Consider the following 17325-nt stretch of genomic DNA (forward strand, 5'->3'; position numbering starts at 1 on the left):
TCTTCGTGCTTCAGATTAGCTTGACAGCGCGTCAGCGCCGCCGACGATCTCGGAAATCTGCTGGGTGATTTCGGCCTGGCGAGCGTTGTTCGCGAGGCGGGTGTAGTCGCGGATCAGCGTGTCGGCGTTGTCGCTTGCCGACTTCATCGCCTTCTGGGTCGCTGCGTGCTTCGCGGCGGCCGACTCGAGCATCGCGTTGAAGATGCGCGACTCGATATAGGCGGGAAGCAACTGCTCCAGCACGAGATCGGGCTCGGGCTCGAACTCGTACAGCGGTGCGGGCTCCGCCGTCGGCTCCGCGACGCCCTCAACCACCTGCAGCGGCAGGAGTCGGTGCACCTCGGGGACCTGGCTGACCATGCTCACGAAGCGGTTGTACACCAGGTGCAGCTCCTGAGCGCCGCCCTCGGAGGCCTCGCGACCGAAGACCTCGAGGAGCGCCTCGGAGACCTCCTTCGCGGTCTCGAAGGTGGGGTTCTCGGTGTCGCCGGCCCAGATCCGCTCCGACGCGCGACGTCGGAACGCGAAGTACCCCTGCGCCTTGCGGCCGATGAGGTAGTAGACGACGTCCTTGCCCTCGGCACGGAGCAGCTCGGAGAGCTCCTCGGCCTCGCGCAGCACCTGCGAGTTGAACGCGCCAGCGAGGCCGCGGTCAGAGGTGAAGATGACCACTGCTGCGCGCTCGACCGTTTCGGCCTCGGTGAGCAGCGGGTGATCGGTGTCCGAGTGCGTCGCAACGGCCGAAACGGCGCGGGTGATCGCGGTGGCGTAGGGCGTCGAAGCTTCGACACGTGCCTTCGCCTTCTGAATGCGAGAGGCTGCGATCAGCTCCATCGCACGGGTGATCTTCTTGGTCGTCTGGGCAGAACGAATTTTCTGCCGGTAGACCCGAAGTTGCGCTCCCATGTCTCTCCTGTAGTGGTCGGGGCTTACTGATCAAGCGGTGGTGCCGGTGGGGGCTGGGAGCCCCCACCGGACAGCGCACTACTTCTTGACGACCAGCTGCTCCTGCTTGATCTCGGCCTCGTCGAGCTGCTCGAACTGCTCGTTCAGGGTCTTTCCTGCAGAGGTGCGGAACTCGCTCTTGAACTTCTCGATCTGCGTGGTGATCTCAGCGACGGTGTCGTCGTCGAGCACGTTGGTCGAGCGAAGCGTCGCGAGCGCCTCCGAGTTGCGGCCAAGGTAGTCGAGGAACTCGCGCTCGAAGCGGAGGATGTCCTCAACGGGAACCTCATCGAGGAAGCCCTTGGTGCCAGCCCAGATCGAGACCGTCTGCTCCTCGACCGGGTACGGGGTGTACTGCGGCTGCTTGAGGAGCTCGGTGAGGCGTGCGCCACGCTCGAGCTGCTTGCGGCTTGCCGCGTCGAGATCCGAAGCGAACATCGCGAAGGCCTCGAGTGCGCGGTACTGCGCGAGCTCGAGCTTCAGGGTGCCCGACACCTTCTTGATCGACTTGACCTGCGCGTCGCCGCCGACTCGCGAGACCGAGATACCCACGTCGACCGCGGGGCGCTGGTTCGCGTTGAACAGATCCGACTGGAGGAAGATCTGGCCGTCGGTGATCGAGATCACGTTGGTCGGAATGTACGCCGAGACGTCGTTGGCCTTCGTCTCGATGATCGGGAGACCGGTCATCGAACCCGCGCCGAGCTCGTCGGAGAGCTTCGCGCAACGCTCCAGCAGGCGGGAGTGCAGGTAGAATACGTCGCCGGGGTACGCCTCGCGCCCCGGCGGACGACGGAGGAGCAGCGACACGGCACGGTAGGCCTCGGCCTGCTTCGACAGATCATCAAAGATGATGAGGACGTGCTTGCCGTCGTACATCCAGTGCTGGCCGATCGCCGAGCCGGTGTACGGTGCGAGGTACTTGAAGCCGGCGGGATCCGAAGCCGGCGACGCGACGATGGTGGTGTACTCCATCGCGCCGGCCTCCTCGAGCGCGCCCTTCACCGAAGCGATGGTCGAGCCCTTCTGGCCGATCGCGACGTAGATGCAGCGAACCTGCTTCGTCTTGTCGCCCGACTCCCAGTTGGCCTTCTGGTTGATGATCGTGTCGATCGCGATGGCGGTCTTACCGGTCTGGCGGTCGCCGATGATGAGCTGACGCTGGCCACGGCCAACGGGGATCATCGCGTCGATCGCCTTGATGCCGGTCTGCAGCGGCTCGTGCACCGACTTACGCTGCATGACGCCGGGTGCCTGGAGCTCGAGCGCGCGGCGGCCCTCGACCGCTGCGATCTCGCCGAGACCATCGATCGGGTTGCCGAGCGGGTCGACCACGCGGCCGAGGTAGCCCTCACCGACGGGAACCGAGAGCACCTCGCCCGTGCGGGTGACGGGCTGGCCCTCTGCGATGTCGGTGAACTCACCGAGCACCACGACGCCGATCTCGTCTTCCTCGAGGTTCTGGGCGAGGCCCAGGGTGCCGTCCGCGAAGCGGACCAGCTCGTTCGCCATCACGCCGGGGAGGCCCGCGACGTGTGCGATACCGTCAGCGGCGTCCACAACGGTGCCGACCTCGGTCTTGCCCGCCTGGGTCGGTTCGTACGACGCTGCGAAGTCTTTCAGCGCATTCCGGATCTCGTCCGGGCTGATGGAGAGTTCTGCCATTTCGTTTCCTCTGTCTGTTCCGGAAGCGCCGCCCCCGGGGGTAAAAAGTAGGTGCTCTAGGCTGCGAGCTGCTGACGCAGATCCTCGAGGCGAGCGCGAACGCTGCCGTCGATGATGTCGTCGGCGATCTGGATCCGGATGCCGCCGACGAGGGCGGGGTCGACCACGGTGGTGATCTTCACCGGACGGCCTGCGGTCTGCTCGAGCGCACGTGCGAGACGCGTCTGCTGCTCCGCGGAGAGCGGGGCGGCGACGGTCACGGTGGCGAGCTCGGAGCCAGCCTGGTCAGCAGCGACGCGCGCGCCGGTGCGGAGCAGCGTGTCGAGGCGACGCCCGCGCGAGTTCGCGACGAGGTAGCTGACCACCTGGGTGGACGGCGCCGACACCCTGCCGGTCAGCAGGCTCTGCACGAGCGCGACCTTGCCGGCCGGATCGGCGAGCTTGCTGCCGAGGCTGAGCTGCAGCTCGTGGTTGCTCGACACGAGGTCGGCGACCGCGAGCAGCTCGTCGGACAGCTCGGCGTTGGAGACGCTCTCGGCGCGCAGGCCGAGCTCCTCAACACCCTCGACGAACTCGTCGACGTTCGACCAGCGGCCCTGGGCGGCTGCGGACAGCACCGAGCGCGCGCCCGCGGAGAACCCGCCGAAGAGCCGCTCAACGACCTGGGCCTTCGCCTCGGCCGGTGCAGCGGCGTCGCCGAGGGCCGCGGCGAGTGCCGGGTTCTCAGCGAGCCGGCTTGCGGCCTGCAGCAGCTCGGAGCCGGCGCTCTGAGCGAGACGCCCAGTGATCGCGGTCCGAGCCTGAGCCAGTGCTTCGCGTGACGCGCTGCCCATTACTGAGCCGCCTTCTCGGATGCTTCGAGATCAGCGAGGAAACGGTCCACGAGAGCGGACGCCTTCTGATCGTCGGTGAGGGACTCGCCGACCACGCTCGAGGCGAGGTCGATCGCGAGCGATCCGACATCCTTGCGGAGCGAAACAACAGCGCTCTGGCGCTCCGCTTCGATCTGCACCTGTGCTGCGTGGGTGATGCGTGCCTGCTCGGCGGTCGCGTCATCCTGCGCCTTGGCAACGATCTTCGAGGCATCCGCGCGGGCGGCCTCTCGGATCTCGCCGGCTTCCTGACGGGCGCTCGCGAGCTGCGCGGTGTACTCCTGCAGCGCCGCCTCAGCCTTCGCCTGAGCCTCGTCGGCCTTGGCGATGTTGCCCTCAATCGCTTCGGCGCGAGCGTCAAGCATGACCTGCACCTTGGGAAGGAAGACCTTCCAGAACGCGATGAGGATGATGATAAACGCAATCGCCGACCAGACGATGTCATACGTCGCTGGGAGCAGCGGGTTCGGCGCGCTCTCTGCAGCGATCTGCACTGCGGAATTCATCGTGCCTCCCTTTCGAGACTAGGGAAAGGTGGACGTTTAGCTGAAGATGAAGTACGTCGCAACACCGATGAGCGCGAGCATCTCGGTGAAGGCGATACCGATCCACATCATGCCCTGGAGCTTGCCGGCCAGCTCGGGCTGGCGAGCGGTGCTCTCAATGGTCTTGCCGACGACGATGGCCACACCGATGGCCGGGCCGATGGCTGCGAGGCCGTAGCCGACGGTTGCAATGTTGCCCGAGATTTCAGCGAGAACAGACACAGTATGTGTTTCCTTCCGTATAAGAGCGCGGCGGTTGCCGAACCCAGAGGTTTTAGTGCTCTTCGGCCAGCGCGAGCTGGATGTACAGAGCGGTGAGCAGAGTAAAGACGTACGCCTGCAGGCCCGACACGAACACCTCGAAGAGCGTGAACGCGAAGCCGAAGGCGAAGGTGCCGGCACCGAGCAGCGGGAAGAGCCCGCCGGCCTGGGTGACGAAGAAGTTCGTCGCGGCGAAGAGCAGCACGAGGATCATGTGACCGACGAGCATGTTCATGAGGAGTCGCAGCGCGAGCGTAACCGGGCGCATCACGAAGGTCGAGAGGAACTCGACCGGGGTGACGAGGAGGTACATGACCTTGGGGACGCCCGCCGGGAAGAGGGAGTTCTTCAGGAACTTGCCCGGGTGCTTCTTGAGACCGGCATAGATGAACGCGATGTATGCGACCACTGCCATGAAGATCGGGAAGCCCACCACCGAAGAGGCCGCGATGTTGAAGCCGGGGATCACGCCCGTGATGTTGAACGCGAAGACGAGGAAGAAGATCGTCATCAGCAGGGGCGCGAAGCGGCGGCCCTCCTTGACTCCGAGCTGCTCCTCGATCACGTTCTTGCGCACGAAGTCGAGCGCGAACTCGAGCACGCCCTGCGCGCGGCCCGGGATGACACGCAGGTTGCGCGTGCCGAGCCAGAACAGCAGCAGGAGGACGAGCACCATGATCACGCGGATGATCATGATGCGGTTCATCTCGAACGGAGTGCCCTCGAAGAGCACCGCCGGCGGGAAGAAATCGGCGAGGGTAGGGCCGTGGAAGCCGCCCTCTTCAGTGCGGACGAGTCCGGGGGCAACGAGGTGCATAGCGTTAGCGAACAGCGCCATTCTCCTGATTCGGGGTGCGGCTGAGCCGCACGGCTTCGAACGATGGTCGTGCCCCCGGCGCCAGCGGGCACTCAGATCAGCACCGCAGCCCGGCAGGGAACGAATTTATCCTAACAACATTTCACCCCGAGCGAAACTTGAGGGACGGCCTGGCGGCAGGAATTTGTGTGAAATTTTGGACTTTTTGCCACGGGGACCCCCTACGGGGCCTCCGCCACGTACGGCACGCGCGCGCGGGCGACGATAATCACGTCGATCACGATCGACGCGAGCACGGTCGCGACGAGCGCGATGAAGAGCAGCTTGGGATCGAGCCAGGGCTGATCGCGCAGCAGGAGCGCCGCGACCACGAAGCCGATGAGCTTCACGACCCACGCACCGAGCACGATCCCGAAGAAGATCTGCAGGTACATGGGGCTCGCGACGAATCGGTTCGCGAAAGCGATGCTGCCCACCGTGATCAGCAGCAGCACGCCGCCGATCGCCGCGCCGATGAGCCCGCCTGCGAGCCCGCGTCCCCCGCTCACCGCCGCGCCGATCCCGGCGAACGCGGCCATCGCGACGACGGTGGTGATGATGCCCCAGCGCACGCCGCGCAGCAGCATCGGCTGGGAGGCCGGCATGGGGTACTCCTCGGCGGCGCGCTGGCCGCTCTCAGGGGTGCTGGGCGTCCGCGGCGATTCGGGCTGCGCGGGAGTGCTCACTCGGAGGTCCTTTCGTTGTGCGGGCCTCCGGTCGCGGCTGCCGCGTCCGGGGCGTCAGCGGGAGTCCCCCGCCGGAACAACGGTACCAAGCCGCGCTGAGCGAGGAGCGCGCGCACCCGGCTCGCTGGGAAGAACAGCAGCAGCGCGCACGCCGCGGTGCCGAGCACGAGCACGATCGTGGGGACGAGCAGGGTCTGCATCGTGAACGCGAGCAGCAGGGTGACCGAGAGCACCGCCGTGCCGAGGTAGAAGATGCAGACGGCCTGCACCGGAGAGTGCCCCATGTCGAGCAGGCGATGGTGCAGGTGGAGCCGATCGGCCTCGAACGGGCTCTTGCCGGCCTTCATGCGCCGCACGACGGCGAGCGTGAAGTCGGCGAGCGGCAGCACGAGCACCGCGACCGGGAGCAGGATCGGGATGTAGCTCGCGAGCACGAGGGTGACGTCAAGCGACGCCGGGTTGAGCTGGCCCGTCACCGAGACCGTCGAGGTGGCCATGAGCAGGCCGACGAGCAGCGCGCCCGTGTCCCCCATGAACATCTTCGCGCGGTGCCAGTTGAACGGGAGGAACCCGACGCAGATGCCGACGAGCACGGCCGCGATGAGGCTCGCGAGCGTCACCGAGTCGACGCGCCCGGTCTGCTCGTTGAGGATGCGGGTGTAGAGGAAGAAGAGCGCGTTGGCGATGAGCGCGACGCCCGCGACGAGCCCATCGAGCCCGTCGACGAAGTTCACCGCGTTCATCACGAGCGTCATGAGGAACACCGTCAGCGCGAAGTTCACCGCTGGCGAGCCGACGATCAGCGCGTCCCCGAACGGCAGCGAGACGATCTGCACCCCGTTCCACGCCAGGAGCCCGGCCGCGGCGAGCTGGGCGGCGAGCTTGATCATCCAGTCGAGGTCGAGCAGATCGTCGAGCACCCCGACCAGGGCGATGATCGCGCAGGCTCCGATGAGCGCCCACATCTTCGTGCCGCCGCTGAACAGGGAGTGGAACTCGCGCTGCGTGCTCGCGAGCGCGAAGGCCGCGAGCACGCCGACGAACATCGCCACTCCCCCGAGCCGCGGGGTCGGGGTGCGGTGCACGTCGCGCGCGCGCACCGGCGGCGCGAGCCGGAAGCGTCGGCTCAGCCGCAGCACCGCGTACGACGCTGCGCCGGTGACGAGCGCCGCGACCGCGACGACCACGAGGTAGGGCAGCACGCTACTCCTCGACGGTGACCATGGGCAGGAGCTCGGCCAGCGCCTCGCGGGTGACGCCACCGGCACGCAGGATCCGGATCGACCCGCCGTCTGCGGTGAGCTGCGTCGCGTCGATGATGGTCGATGCGACCCCATCGCCGTCGGCCTCGCCGGCCTCCAGGTACACCTCAACGCTGTCGCCGAGCATCTCCTGCGCTGCCGCAGCGGTGCGCGCGGCCGGCTCACCGGTCTTGTTCGCCGAGGAGACGGCGAGCGGGCCGGTCTCCTGCAGCAGCTCGAGTGCGAGCGGGTGATTCGGGATGCGCAGCGCGACGGTGCCGCGCGTTTCGCCGAGATCCCAGCTGAGAGAGGGGTTCGCGTGCGTCACGATCGTGAGCGGCCCCGGCCAGAACGCCTCGGCGAGCGCGGTGAGCGGCTCGCTCACCTCAGCGGCGAGCGCCGCGAGCGTTCCCGTGTTCGGGATCAGCACCGGCGGCGGCGACTGCCGACCGCGCCCCTTCGCGTCGAGCAGCCGCTGCACCGCTTCGGGCGAGAACGCGTCGGCCGCGACGCCGTACACCGTGTCGGTGGGGAGCACGACGAGTCCCCCCTGCCCGATGGCACGCCGCGCGGTGCGCGTGCCGCTGAGCAGCTGGGACGGATCGGAGCAATCGAAGACCTCGGACATAGCGCCCGATTCTACTCCTGTGCCCCTGTGCGCCGGGGCCGCGCGCTGGCGATCCGCGCGATGCGGTGTCGCCCGCGCGCGCTCACCGGAGCGCGGTGGTGGTGCGATCCCTGCCGGAGAGGTCCTGGTGCGTTGCCGCCGCGCGCCACCCGTCCGCGGCGAGGAGCGCACGAATGGCCGCGCCCTGGAGCTCGGCGTGCTCGAGGACGAGGAGCCCGCCCTGCATGACGAGCGCGCGCGCCTCCCGACTGATCACGCGCACGATGTCGAGGCCATCGTCCCCGCCGTAGAGCGCGAGCTCGGGATCGTGGTCGCGCACCTCGGGGTCGCGCGGCACCATGTCGGCCGGCACGTACGGCGGGTTCGAGATGAGCACGTGCACGCGGCCGGCGAGCGCCGCGAACGCGGGGATGCGCGCGAGCTCGGCGACGTCGCCCTGCACGAGCTCGACCCGCCCATCGCCCCACTCCGCGACGTTGCGCGTCGCCCACGCGTGCGCGTCCCGGCTCTTCTCGAGCGCCCACACGCGCGCGCTCGGCACCTCGTGCGCGAGCGACAGCGCGATCGCGCCGCTGCCCGTGCAGAGGTCGACCGCGATGGGCTCGGCCGTCGGAGCGAGCTGCAACGCGTCGATGGCGAACTGCGCGACGGTCTCCGTTTCCGGGCGCGGCACGAAGACGCCGGGCCCGACGGCGAGCTCGATCGCGCGGAACGGCGCGCGCCCGGTGAGGTGCTGCAGTGGGACGCGGCTCGCGCGATCCTCGGCGAGCTGCGCTGCCCGCTCGGCCTGCGGCGCCGAGAGGCGCTCCCCCAGCACGGCAAGCGCCTGCACGCGCCCGCGCGAGACGCCGAGCACGTGGCCGAGGATCAGCTCGGCGTCCACCGCAGGGTCCTCGATGCCGGCGGACTCGAGCGCGGCGCGGATCTCGGCGAGGGCGGCGGCAATGGGGGTGTTCTCCTGCAGATGCACGCCTCAACCCTGCCACACCGGCGTCGCACGGAGTCACGCGGCGTCACAGGCTATAACTCGCAGATACTTCTCCAATAAGGTGGAGCTATAGTTTTCATTTGCCGCACTCGATATCCCGGAGGTCCAACAAGTCATGGCACGGATTCACGACAACATCACCCAGGCGTTTGGCAACACCCCGCTCGTGCGCCTCAACCGCGTCACCGAAAACGCTGACGCCGAGGTCTACGCGAAGCTCGAGTTCTACAACCCCGCCGGCTCCGTGAAGGACCGCATCGGCATCGCGATCATCGACGCCGCGGAGCAGTCGGGCGCGCTGCAGCCCGGCGGCACGATCGTCGAGGGAACGAGCGGCAACACCGGCATCGCGCTCGCGTTCGTCGGCGCAGCGCGCGGCTACAAGGTGATCCTCACGATGCCCGAGACGATGAGCGTCGAGCGCCGCAAGCTGCTCGCAGCCTACGGCGCGGAGATCGTGCTCACCGAGGGCCCCCTCGGCATGAAGGGCGCGGTCGCGAAGGCCGAGGAGATCGTTGCGCAGACGCCAGGCGCGATCCTCGCCAACCAGTTCGGCAACCCGGCCAACCCCGCGATCCACCGCGCCACCACGGGCCCCGAGATCTGGGCCGACACCGACGGCGCCGTCGACATCTTCGTCGCCGGCATCGGCACCGGCGGCACGATCACCGGCGCTGGCGGCTTCCTCAAGGAGCAGAACCCCGGCGTGCAGGTTGTCGCCGTCGAGCCCATCGACTCGCCCCTGCTCACCGAGGGCACCGCCGGCCCGCACAAGATCCAGGGGCTCGGCGCGAACTTCGTTCCCGAGATCCTCAACCGCGAGGTGTACGACGAGGTGATCGACGTCGCGCTCGCCGACTCCATCACCACGGCGCGCGCGCTCGGCACCGACGAGGGCATCCTCGCAGGTATCTCGGGCGGCGCGGCCGTCTGGGCCGCAACGCAGCTCGCGAAGCGCCCGGAGAACGCCGGCAAGAAGATCGTGGTCGTCGTCCCCGACTTCGGCGAGCGCTACTTCTCCACGGTGCTCTACGAGGACCTCGCCGTCTAACGCGCATCGCGCACGACGCACCCAGCAACGGGCCCGGGCATATTGCCACCGGGCCCGTTGTTGCACCCACCGTCAGCCACACCGCAGCAGTATCGGAGGAGCAAGAACCGTGAGTGTCCTGTCACGCATGCGAGAAGACATCGACGCCGCACGCGCGCACGACCCGGCGGCGCGCGGCCGCGCCGAGGTGTTCTTCATCTACTCCGGGCTCCACGCGGTCTGGTGGCATCGCGTGTCGCACCCGCTCTGGACGCGCGGCATGCGCTTCCTCCCCCGCGCGCTCTCGCAGCTCATCAGGTTCTTCACCGGCATCGAGATCCACCCGGGCGCCACGATCGGCCGCCGCCTCTTCATCGATCACGGCATGGGCGTCGTGATCGGTGAGACCGCGCGTGTCGGCGACGATGTGCTCATCTACCACGGGGTCACGCTCGGCGGCACGGGCCACGGCGCCGGCAAGCGCCACCCCACCGTCGGCGACCGCGTGGTGATCGGCGCTGGCGCGAAACTGCTCGGCGCGATCGAGATCGGCGCGGACTCCGCGGTCGGCGCCAACGCCGTCGTGGTGCGCTCCGCCCCCGAGTGGACGACGCTGACCGGGATCCCAGCGCAGGGCCGGCCGCGGCGCGGCGCGCCGGTCGCGGAGAAGCCGGACACGGCAGACTTCTACATCATCTGAGTGGCGCTCGCCTGCCGAGCCGCACGCTGGGCAACGACCCACTCCCCCTCCCCGCACGAAAGCAGGCACGCGTGGCACGCCCCACCACGAAGGACGCGCTCCTCACCGCGGCGCGCGCCGGCGCCGCAGAGCTGAGCGAGCTCATCGACGGCATGACGCCGAGCGAACAGAACGGCGCGCTCGTCTTCCCGCCTGGCGCGGTGCGTGACGCTGCGCACTGGCAGCGCGACCGCTGCGTGCGCGACGTGCTCGTGCACCTCACCGCGTGGCACCACCTCCTCCTCGACTGGGTCACGGCGAACGAAGCCGGCGAGCGCCGCCCGTTCCTCCCGCCGCCGGCCACCTGGCGCGACTACGCTCCGATGAACGAGGCGTTCCGCGACGCCGGGGCGCACCTGACGCTGGCGGAGAGCCGTGCGGCGTTCACGGAGAGCCACGCGCGCGTCATCGCGCTCATCGAGCGGTTCTCCGACGCCGAGCTGTTCGAGAAGCGGCACTTCGACTGGACGGGCACGACCTCGCTCGGCTCGTACTGCGTGTCGGCGACCTCCGCGCACACCAGCTGGGCACGCACGAAGCTCCGCGCGTACCTGCGCGCCGTCCGAGCGGGCTAACCCGGCCGGCGGCCGTGCCTAGCGCAGCCGCCGGCCGTGCTCGCGCATCCAGCGCGCCGTGCGGCGCTGCTCGACGATCACCATCGTGATCCCGAGCACCCAGAACGGCACCTGCACGGCGAACGCCACGCGGAACGCGCCGAGCGAGTAGTGCTCCGGCGATCCAGCACCCTGCAGGTCGAGCACGAGGCCGATCAGCAGGATCACGAGCAGCGAGGCCGTGAAGCCCGCGGTGTTCACGAGCCCGGTGGCGAAGCCGGAGAGGCTCCGCGGCGTGTGCGAGCGCGCCACTTCGAACGCGATCATCGACGCCGGGCCGCCGAGCGGCATCACGACGAGCAGCACAACGAGCAACCACATCGGCGGCGTCCCCGGCCACAGGAGTACCGCAATCCACACGGCAGCGATCCCGATCGCGATGCTGAGATTCACCCACACGCGCCGCTCGAGGAACCGTGAGCTGATCGGGCCGAGCACGAGCCCGGCGAACATCGACGACAGCACGGTGAGGCTGAGCAGTCCCCCAGCGGCCGGCTGCGAGAGGCCGACACCGCCGACGAGGAACGGGGTGCCCCACAGCAGCAGGAACACGTTCATCGCGAACGGGGAGGTGAAGTGCACCCAGTACGCGAGGCGCACGCCCGGCAGACGCAGCAGGCGGCGCGCCTGCGACCAGAACCGCAGGCCGCGCATGCGCGGTTCCTTGATGATGGGCAGCATCTCCGTGCTGGGCGGTGCCATTTCGGCCGCGCCGCCCTGCTGCAGCCCGCCCAGGCCGCGCGCGTTGCGCGACAGCTTGCTCGTGCGCCCGGTGACGCGCTCCGCGAGGGTCACCGCCCCCGGCCGGCTGCGCAGCACGAGCGCGGCGAGGAGCGCCGAGAGCAGGCCGACCGCGGCGAGCCCGAGGAAGCCCGTCATCCAGCCAGCGACGCTCACGAGCAGCGCGAGGGGCGCAACCGAGACGAGCTGCCCGGCCTGGCCGATGAGGCCGGTGAGCTGACTCACGGTGGGGAGCTGGCGCGGCGCGAACCACTCGGGGAGGATCCGCATCACGCTGATGAACGTGCAGGCGTCGCCCGCGCCGACGAGCACACGCGCGAGGATCGCGAGCCGCACATCGGCGACCGTCGCCATGAGTGCCTGCCCCACCACCATGAGCAGGGATCCCGTGAGCAGCATCGAGGTTGCGCCGATGCGGTCGAGGAGGACGCCGACGGGGATCTGGAGGCCCGCGTACACGATGAGCTGGATCATCGGGAACAGCGCGAGCGTGGTGGCGTCGATGCCGAAGTGGTCCTGCGCTGCTGGGCCGAGCGCTGACAGCGAGGAGCGGTTGATGATGGCGACGGCGTAGAGCAGGGCCGCCATCCCCCACACCACCCAGGGGAGGAGTGGACGTGCGGCGCGCATGCTCCCCATGCTACTCCTGCGCGCGCTCCGGGCCCGGGCTCCCGTGCCAGAGTCAGTGTCAGGCCCAAGCCCCGAGCCAGGGAAAGAAACACAACCAGACGGAGAAATCCGGGATCTCGGAGCGAAACGCGGTCTCTTCCTCCGAGATCCAGGATTTCTCCGAGAAAGGTGTGGGCCGCGAGCGCGTGTGCGCCCGGGCCAGTTCCGCACTCGGCTGCCCGCGCCCCGCAGGCCCGGGGCTCCGTGGCTCCGGGGCTCCGGGGCTCCGGGGCTCCGGCCGGGAGCATCCCACTCGACCGGAGAAATCTGGGATCTCGGAGGAAACGACGGCAGTCCCCCCGAAGATTCTGATTTCTCCGAGGGGACTGGTGTGGAACTGCGAGCGGACCCCGAGGGAGGGGGCGGCCGCGAGCTACGCGCGCGCGGGCAGCGGCGGGCCGTCCGGGAAGTCGCCGCGCGTGAGGTCGAGGAAGAGCGCGTCCTCGAGGTGACCCCCCGGGCGCACCTGGTAGTCGCGCAGCACGCCAATGCGCTGGAAGCCCATGCGCTCGTACGCGCGGATCGCGCCGTCGTTGTTGACGTTCGGGTCGAGCGTGACGCGGGTGATCCCGTCGGCGAACTCGGCACGGATCGCGAGCGCGAGCGCCTCCTCCCCCACGCGGCGGCCACGGAAGCGCGTGCCGATGAAGAGGTGCATCACGGTGGTGGGGTACTCCGCATCGGCGCCGCGCAGCACAAACATCGCGCCAGCGCACTCGCCGCCCACCTCGATGATGCGCACATGCTCGGCGTCGTCGATGAACTCGGCCTGCACGCGCTCGGGCGTGTACCCGACCCACCAGACCGACACCTCCGGCTCGGCCAGGATCGCGACGAGCGGCGCCTGGTCGTCGGCGCGCGGCGCGCGGAGGGTCACGAGTGGGCCGACAAGGGGCAGCGTTGGTGCAGCAGTCATGGCATTAGCGTAGTGCGGGAATCAGTACCAGGCGCAGACCAATTCGGCCACGCACCCGCAGTCCACTTCGGACGAAGTGCACTGCGAGCGCGTGGCCGAACCGCGCCGCGTTCGTGACGCTCTACTGGCCGAGCGCGGCCAGGCGCGACTCCTCGTCCATGCGGATGCAGGACTCGATGACCGCGTCGAGCGCGCCGTTCATCACCTGATCGAGGTTGTACGCCTTGAAGCCGGTGCGGTGATCCGCGATCCGGTTCTCGGGGAAGTTGTACGTGCGGATGCGCTCGGATCGATCCATCGTGCGGATCTGGCTGGAGCGGTGCGCGCTCGCCTCCGCGGCGGCCTCCTCCTGCTGGCGGGCGAGGATGCGGGCGCGGAGCACGCGCATGCCGGCCTCGCGGTTCTGCAGCTGGCTCTTCTCGTTCTGCATGGCGACGACGATCCCGGTGGGGAGGTGCGTGATGCGCACCGCGGAGTCGGTCGTGTTGACCGACTGGCCGCCGGGGCCCGAGGAGCGATACACGTCGATCTTCAGGTCGTTCTGGTGGATCTCCACCTCTTCCGGCTCGTCCACCTCGGGGTACACGAGCACGCCCGTCGTCGAGGTGTGGATGCGCCCCTGCGACTCGGTCACGGGCACGCGCTGCACGCGGTGCACGCCGCCCTCGTACTTCAGGTGCGCCCAGGCACCCTGCGAGGGATCGCTGGGGTTCGCCTTGATGGCCACCTGCACGTTCTTGTAGCCGCCGAGGTCGCTCTCGTCCTTCTCGAGGATCTCGGTCTTCCAGCCCTTCGACTCCGCGTAGTACATGTACATGCGGAGCAGGTCGGCGCCGAACAGCGCCGACTCGGCACCGCCCTCACCGCCCTTGATTTCGAGGATCACGTCGCGCGCATCGTCCGGATCGCGCGGGATCAGCAGGCGGCGCACCTTCTCCTGCGCCTCCGCGAGGCCGTCCTCGAGCTCGGGGATCTCCTCGGCGAACGCCTCGTCCTCCTTGGCGAGCTCGCGCGCGGCGGCGAGGTCTTCGCCGAGCTGCACCCAGTGCTCGTGCGCTGCTTTGATCTTGCTCAGCTCGGCGTAGCGCCGGTTGACCTTCTTGGCGCGCGCGGCATCGGCGTGCAGCGCCGGGTCGGCGAGCTCCTCCTGCAGCTGCTCGTGTTCAGCGAGCAGCCCCGCCACCTGTTCGAACATGATTCCTCCGGGGTAGTTCAGTCACGCATCCTGCGCCCGGCCGGTGAACGGCCGGAGCCGTGAGGCCCACCTGGGTGGGCCTCACGGCCAGCTCCGCGCGCGCAGGATGACGGGAACCCGTGATCGGTCGCGGAGCGCGCGGGTGCTAGGAGAGCTTCCCGGTGCGCTGGATCTCTGCGAGCAGCGCGGCGTTCGACGCAGTCTCGCGCAGGCGCGCGACGAGCTTCTTCTCGGCGTCGTCATCGTCGTGCAGCGCGGCGCGGAGCACCTCGAGCACGCGCGCCTCGTCGGCGCTCAGGATCGCCGCCGTGCGGCTCGTCCGCGAGTCGGTGATGTCGACGGCGGCGGCGAGGCCGGCGCGGGTCTTCGCGATCCGGATCTCGCTGTTTGCCACGCGGCGCGCCTCGCGCAGCAGTGTGTCGTCGGCCTCGATCTTCGTCCCGCGGTGCACGGTGGCGAGGAGGGTCAGCGAACCGCCGTTCTCCACGTTGCGCGCCGCGGCGAGCAGCTTCTTGATCTGGCCGAGCGCGAACTCGTCGATCTCGTCGTGCGCGGGGCGCGCCTGGGCGTGCTGCGCCTGCGCGTATGCACGCGCGAAGGTGTTCAGCGAGTCGAGCAGTACGACCACGTCGTGGCCGAGCTCGAGCATGCGCTTCGCGCGCTCGATGGCCAGCTCGGCGATGGTCGCCTGATCCTCGGCCGGGCGGTCGAAGGTCGCAGCAACGACCTCGCCGCGCACGGTGCGCTCCAGGTGGGTGACATCCTCGGGGTGTGCGTCAGCGAGCACCACCATGAGGTGTGCGTCCGGCGCGGTCGCGCTGACCGACTCGGCGAGCTCCGCGACGATCGCGGTGCCGTCAGCGTGCGGTGGCAGCACGACGAGCGCGCGCTGGCCGTGGCCGAGCGGTGCGGCGAGGTCGATCGCGCGGCCGAGCAGGGCGTCGCCCGCGCGCTCTAGGCGCAGGCGCGCCTCCGGGTACACCGGGGTGAGCTCGGTTACGTCGACGCGCTTCTCGTTCTCCTCGAGCGAGCGCCCGTTCACGGAGTCGATCTTCACGATCGCGTTGTACTTCTGGCGGCTGCCGCTCTCGCCCTCGCGCGGCTGGCGGATCGCGCCGACCACCGCGTCGCCGCGTCGGAGGCCGTACTTCTTCACCTGGCCGAGCGAGACGTACACGTCGCTCGTTCCGGGGAGGTAGCCGCTCGTGCGCACGAAGGCGTAGTTGTCGAGCACGTCGAGGATGCCCGCGATGGGCAGCAGCACGTCGTCCTCGGTGATCTCCAGCTCGAGCTCGTCGCCCGCGCCGCGGCGCTTGCGGTCGCGCTGGCGGGTGCGGCTCGAGCGGGTGCCCTGCTCGGGGCCGTTCTTGCCCTGGCCGCCGCGGTCGCCGCCCTGGCCCTGCTGGCCCTGGCCCTGGTTCTGCTGGTTCTGGCCCTGCTGGTTCTGGTTCTGGTTCTGGCCGCGGCCCTTCGCCGCGTCCTCGCCGTCGGCCTGCGCCTCGCCCGCGTCGTTCTGCTCCGCGCCGTCGGTCTTCTGGCCGCGGCCGCGGCCGCGGCGGTTGCGGCTCGGCTTCTCGCTCTCGGCGGCGTCGCCCTGCGCACCCTCGGCGGCAGCGGCGTCAGCGGTGCCGGCAGCAGATGCCTCAGCGGCCTCGGTAGCGGGTGCCGCGGAAGCCTCCGCAGCGGGAGCCTCAGCGGCGTCGGCCGGAGCCTCCTCCACCTTCTTGCGGCTCCGCGTCGCGCGCTTCTTCGGCGCAGCCTCAGCCTCGGCGGGAGCCGCCTCGGACGCGGCGGCCTCGGCGGCGGGAGCCGCAGCGGCCTCAGCCGCGGGAGCCTCAGCGGCGTCGGCCGGAGCCTCCTCCACCTTCTTGCGGCTCCGCGTCGCGCGCTTCTTCGGCGCAGCCTCAGCCTCGGCGGGAGCCGCCTCGGACGCGGCGGCCTCGGCGGCGGGAGCCGCAGCGGCCTCAGCCGCGGGAGCCTCAGCGGCGTCGGCCGGAGCCTCCTCCACCTTCTTGCGGCTCCGCGTCGCGCGCTTCTTCGGCGCAGCCTCAGCCTCGGCGGGAGCCGCCTCGGACGCGGCGGCCTCGGCGGCGGGAGCCGCAGCGGCCTCAGCCGCGGGAGCCTCAGCGGCGTCGGCCGGAGCCTCCTCCACCTTCTTGCGGCTCCGCGTCGCGCGCTTCTTCGGCGCAGCCTCAGCCTCGGCGGGAGCCGCCTCGGACGCGGCGGCCTCGGCGGCGGGAGCCGCAGCGGCCTCAGCCGCGGGAGCCTCAGCGGCGTCGGCCGGAGCCTCCTCCACCTTCTTGCGGCTCCGCGTCGCGCGCTTCTTCGGCGCAGCCTCAGCCTCGGCGGGAGCCGCCTCGGACGCGGCGGCCTCGGCGGCGGAAGCCTCAGCTGCGGGAGCCTCAGCAGCATCGGCCGGAGCCTCCTCCACCTTCTTGCGGCTGCGCGTCGCGCGCTTCTTCGGCGCAGCCTCGGCCTCGGCTGCCGCCGGCGCCTCGCTCGCGGCGGCCGGCGCCTCGACTGGCGCGGCGGCCGGCACCTCGGCAGCTGCCGGCTCGCTCGTCACGGTGACGGCTGCGTCGCTCGTCGCGCCGGCGGCCGCGCTCACGCGCCGCGAAGCCCGGCGCCGCGGCGCCGCGGCCTCCTCGGCTGCGGGAGTGGTGTTCTGGTCGTCTACGTTGGATTCCACGTTTCTTCCTTTCGGAAACGCCGTGGGGTGTGCGCGAGCATAGAG

The 17325-nt window shown here is 69.8% G+C and carries 17 protein-coding genes; 3 read left to right on the forward strand and 14 right to left on the reverse strand.

The window, feature by feature from the left end:
- Positions 1–15 precede the first annotated feature (15 nt).
- From EGM46_RS03555 to prmC, 10 genes are all read right to left on the reverse strand, one after another.
- Positions 16–906, reverse strand: coding sequence for a F0F1 ATP synthase subunit gamma (locus tag EGM46_RS03555; protein ID WP_125098798.1), 891 nt, complete (start codon positions 904–906; stop codon positions 16–18).
- 78 nt (positions 907–984) lie between these two features.
- Positions 985–2610 (reverse strand): F0F1 ATP synthase subunit alpha, encoded by a 1626-nt coding sequence (gene atpA / locus EGM46_RS03560; RefSeq protein WP_125098799.1) that lies wholly within the window; start codon positions 2608–2610, stop codon positions 985–987.
- 56 nt (positions 2611–2666) lie between these two features.
- Positions 2667–3443, reverse strand: coding sequence for a F0F1 ATP synthase subunit delta (locus tag EGM46_RS03565; protein WP_125098800.1), 777 nt, complete (start codon positions 3441–3443; stop codon positions 2667–2669).
- Complete coding sequence (locus EGM46_RS03570; protein ID WP_125098801.1) at positions 3443–3988, reverse strand: F0F1 ATP synthase subunit B; 546 nt, start codon at positions 3986–3988, stop codon at positions 3443–3445. The genes EGM46_RS03565 and EGM46_RS03570 overlap by 1 nt, the downstream gene beginning before the upstream one ends.
- Positions 3989–4024: 36 nt before the next feature.
- A complete protein-coding gene (gene atpE / locus EGM46_RS03575; RefSeq protein ID WP_125098802.1) occupies positions 4025–4249 on the reverse strand; it encodes an ATP synthase F0 subunit C in 225 nt (74 codons plus the stop codon).
- Positions 4250–4301: 52 nt separating this feature from the next.
- Positions 4302–5105, reverse strand: coding sequence for a F0F1 ATP synthase subunit A (atpB, locus tag EGM46_RS03580; RefSeq protein ID WP_125098803.1), 804 nt, complete (start codon positions 5103–5105; stop codon positions 4302–4304).
- A gap of 221 nt (positions 5106–5326) precedes the next feature.
- A complete protein-coding gene (locus tag EGM46_RS03585; protein WP_241156160.1) occupies positions 5327–5830 on the reverse strand; it encodes a 3-oxoacyl-ACP reductase in 504 nt (167 codons plus the stop codon).
- The gene (locus tag EGM46_RS03590) at positions 5827–7032 is read right to left on the reverse strand and encodes an MraY family glycosyltransferase (RefSeq protein ID WP_125098804.1); all 1206 of its coding nucleotides are present in this window, start codon (positions 7030–7032) and stop codon (positions 5827–5829) included. Before EGM46_RS03590 ends, EGM46_RS03585 begins: the two co-directional genes overlap by 4 nt.
- Before the next feature lies 1 nt (position 7033).
- Entirely contained in the window at positions 7034–7699 is a 666-nt protein-coding gene (locus EGM46_RS03595; protein ID WP_125098805.1) for an L-threonylcarbamoyladenylate synthase, read from the reverse strand.
- Positions 7700–7781: 82 nt separating this feature from the next.
- Positions 7782–8663, reverse strand: coding sequence for a peptide chain release factor N(5)-glutamine methyltransferase (gene prmC / locus EGM46_RS03600; protein ID WP_125098901.1), 882 nt, complete (start codon positions 8661–8663; stop codon positions 7782–7784).
- 139 nt (positions 8664–8802) lie between these two features.
- Here prmC and cysK point away from each other — a divergent pair, with 139 nt between their 5' ends.
- The 3 genes from cysK to EGM46_RS03615 all read left to right on the forward strand — a co-directional run bounded on the left by cysK (position 8803) and on the right by EGM46_RS03615 (position 11031).
- Positions 8803–9738, forward strand: coding sequence for a cysteine synthase A (cysK, locus tag EGM46_RS03605; protein WP_125098806.1), 936 nt, complete (start codon positions 8803–8805; stop codon positions 9736–9738).
- Positions 9739–9847: 109 nt separating this feature from the next.
- Positions 9848–10417, forward strand: coding sequence for a serine O-acetyltransferase EpsC (epsC, locus tag EGM46_RS03610; protein ID WP_125098807.1), 570 nt, complete (start codon positions 9848–9850; stop codon positions 10415–10417).
- A gap of 71 nt (positions 10418–10488) precedes the next feature.
- Positions 10489–11031 (forward strand): ClbS/DfsB family four-helix bundle protein, encoded by a 543-nt coding sequence (locus EGM46_RS03615; RefSeq protein WP_125098808.1) that lies wholly within the window; start codon positions 10489–10491, stop codon positions 11029–11031.
- 18 nt (positions 11032–11049) lie between these two features.
- Here the strand turns inward: EGM46_RS03615 and EGM46_RS03620 are convergent, their stop codons facing one another.
- The 4 genes from EGM46_RS03620 to EGM46_RS03635 form a co-directional block, all read right to left on the reverse strand.
- Positions 11050–12441, reverse strand: a complete 1392-nt coding sequence (locus EGM46_RS03620; RefSeq protein ID WP_125098809.1) for an MFS transporter — start codon at positions 12439–12441, stop codon at positions 11050–11052.
- A 412-nt stretch (positions 12442–12853) separates the two neighbouring features.
- A complete protein-coding gene (locus EGM46_RS03625) occupies positions 12854–13396 on the reverse strand; it encodes a GNAT family N-acetyltransferase (protein WP_125098810.1) in 543 nt (180 codons plus the stop codon).
- Positions 13397–13517: 121 nt separating this feature from the next.
- Positions 13518–14591 carry a peptide chain release factor 1 gene (prfA, locus tag EGM46_RS03630; RefSeq protein WP_125098811.1) on the reverse strand — a complete coding sequence of 358 codons (1074 nt, stop codon included), beginning with the start codon at positions 14589–14591 and terminating at the stop codon, positions 13518–13520.
- Positions 14592–14736: 145 nt separating this feature from the next.
- A complete protein-coding gene (locus tag EGM46_RS03635) occupies positions 14737–17280 on the reverse strand; it encodes a hypothetical protein (protein ID WP_241156161.1) in 2544 nt (847 codons plus the stop codon).
- Between the last annotated feature and the right edge of the window lie 45 nt (positions 17281–17325).

Origin of the sequence: Leucobacter chromiireducens, from assembly GCF_003917135.1 — a bacterium.
GTDB classification, from domain to species: Bacteria; Actinomycetota; Actinomycetes; order Actinomycetales; family Microbacteriaceae; genus Leucobacter; species Leucobacter chromiireducens_A.

Bases quoted from the DNA above. Each gene is read 5' to 3' on its own strand.
- EGM46_RS03595 (WP_125098805.1), bottom strand. From the start codon at position 7,699: ATGTCCGAGGTCTTCGATTGCTCCGATCCGTCCCAGCTGCTCAGCGGC.
- EGM46_RS03565 (WP_125098800.1), bottom strand. From the start codon at position 3,443: ATGGGCAGCGCGTCACGCGAAGCACTGGCTCAGGCTCGGACCGCGATC.
- EGM46_RS03555 (WP_125098798.1), bottom strand. From the start codon at position 906: ATGGGAGCGCAACTTCGGGTCTACCGGCAGAAAATTCGTTCTGCCCAG.
- atpA (WP_125098799.1), bottom strand. From the start codon at position 2,610: ATGGCAGAACTCTCCATCAGCCCGGACGAGATCCGGAATGCGCTGAAA.
- atpB (WP_125098803.1), bottom strand. From the start codon at position 5,105: ATGCACCTCGTTGCCCCCGGACTCGTCCGCACTGAAGAGGGCGGCTTC.
- EGM46_RS03620 (WP_125098809.1), bottom strand. From the start codon at position 12,441: ATGCGCGCCGCACGTCCACTCCTCCCCTGGGTGGTGTGGGGGATGGCG.
- EGM46_RS03625 (WP_125098810.1), bottom strand. From the start codon at position 13,396: ATGACTGCTGCACCAACGCTGCCCCTTGTCGGCCCACTCGTGACCCTC.
- prfA (WP_125098811.1), bottom strand. From the start codon at position 14,591: ATGTTCGAACAGGTGGCGGGGCTGCTCGCTGAACACGAGCAGCTGCAG.
- EGM46_RS03570 (WP_125098801.1), bottom strand. From the start codon at position 3,988: ATGAATTCCGCAGTGCAGATCGCTGCAGAGAGCGCGCCGAACCCGCTG.
- cysK (WP_125098806.1), top strand. From the start codon at position 8,803: ATGGCACGGATTCACGACAACATCACCCAGGCGTTTGGCAACACCCCG.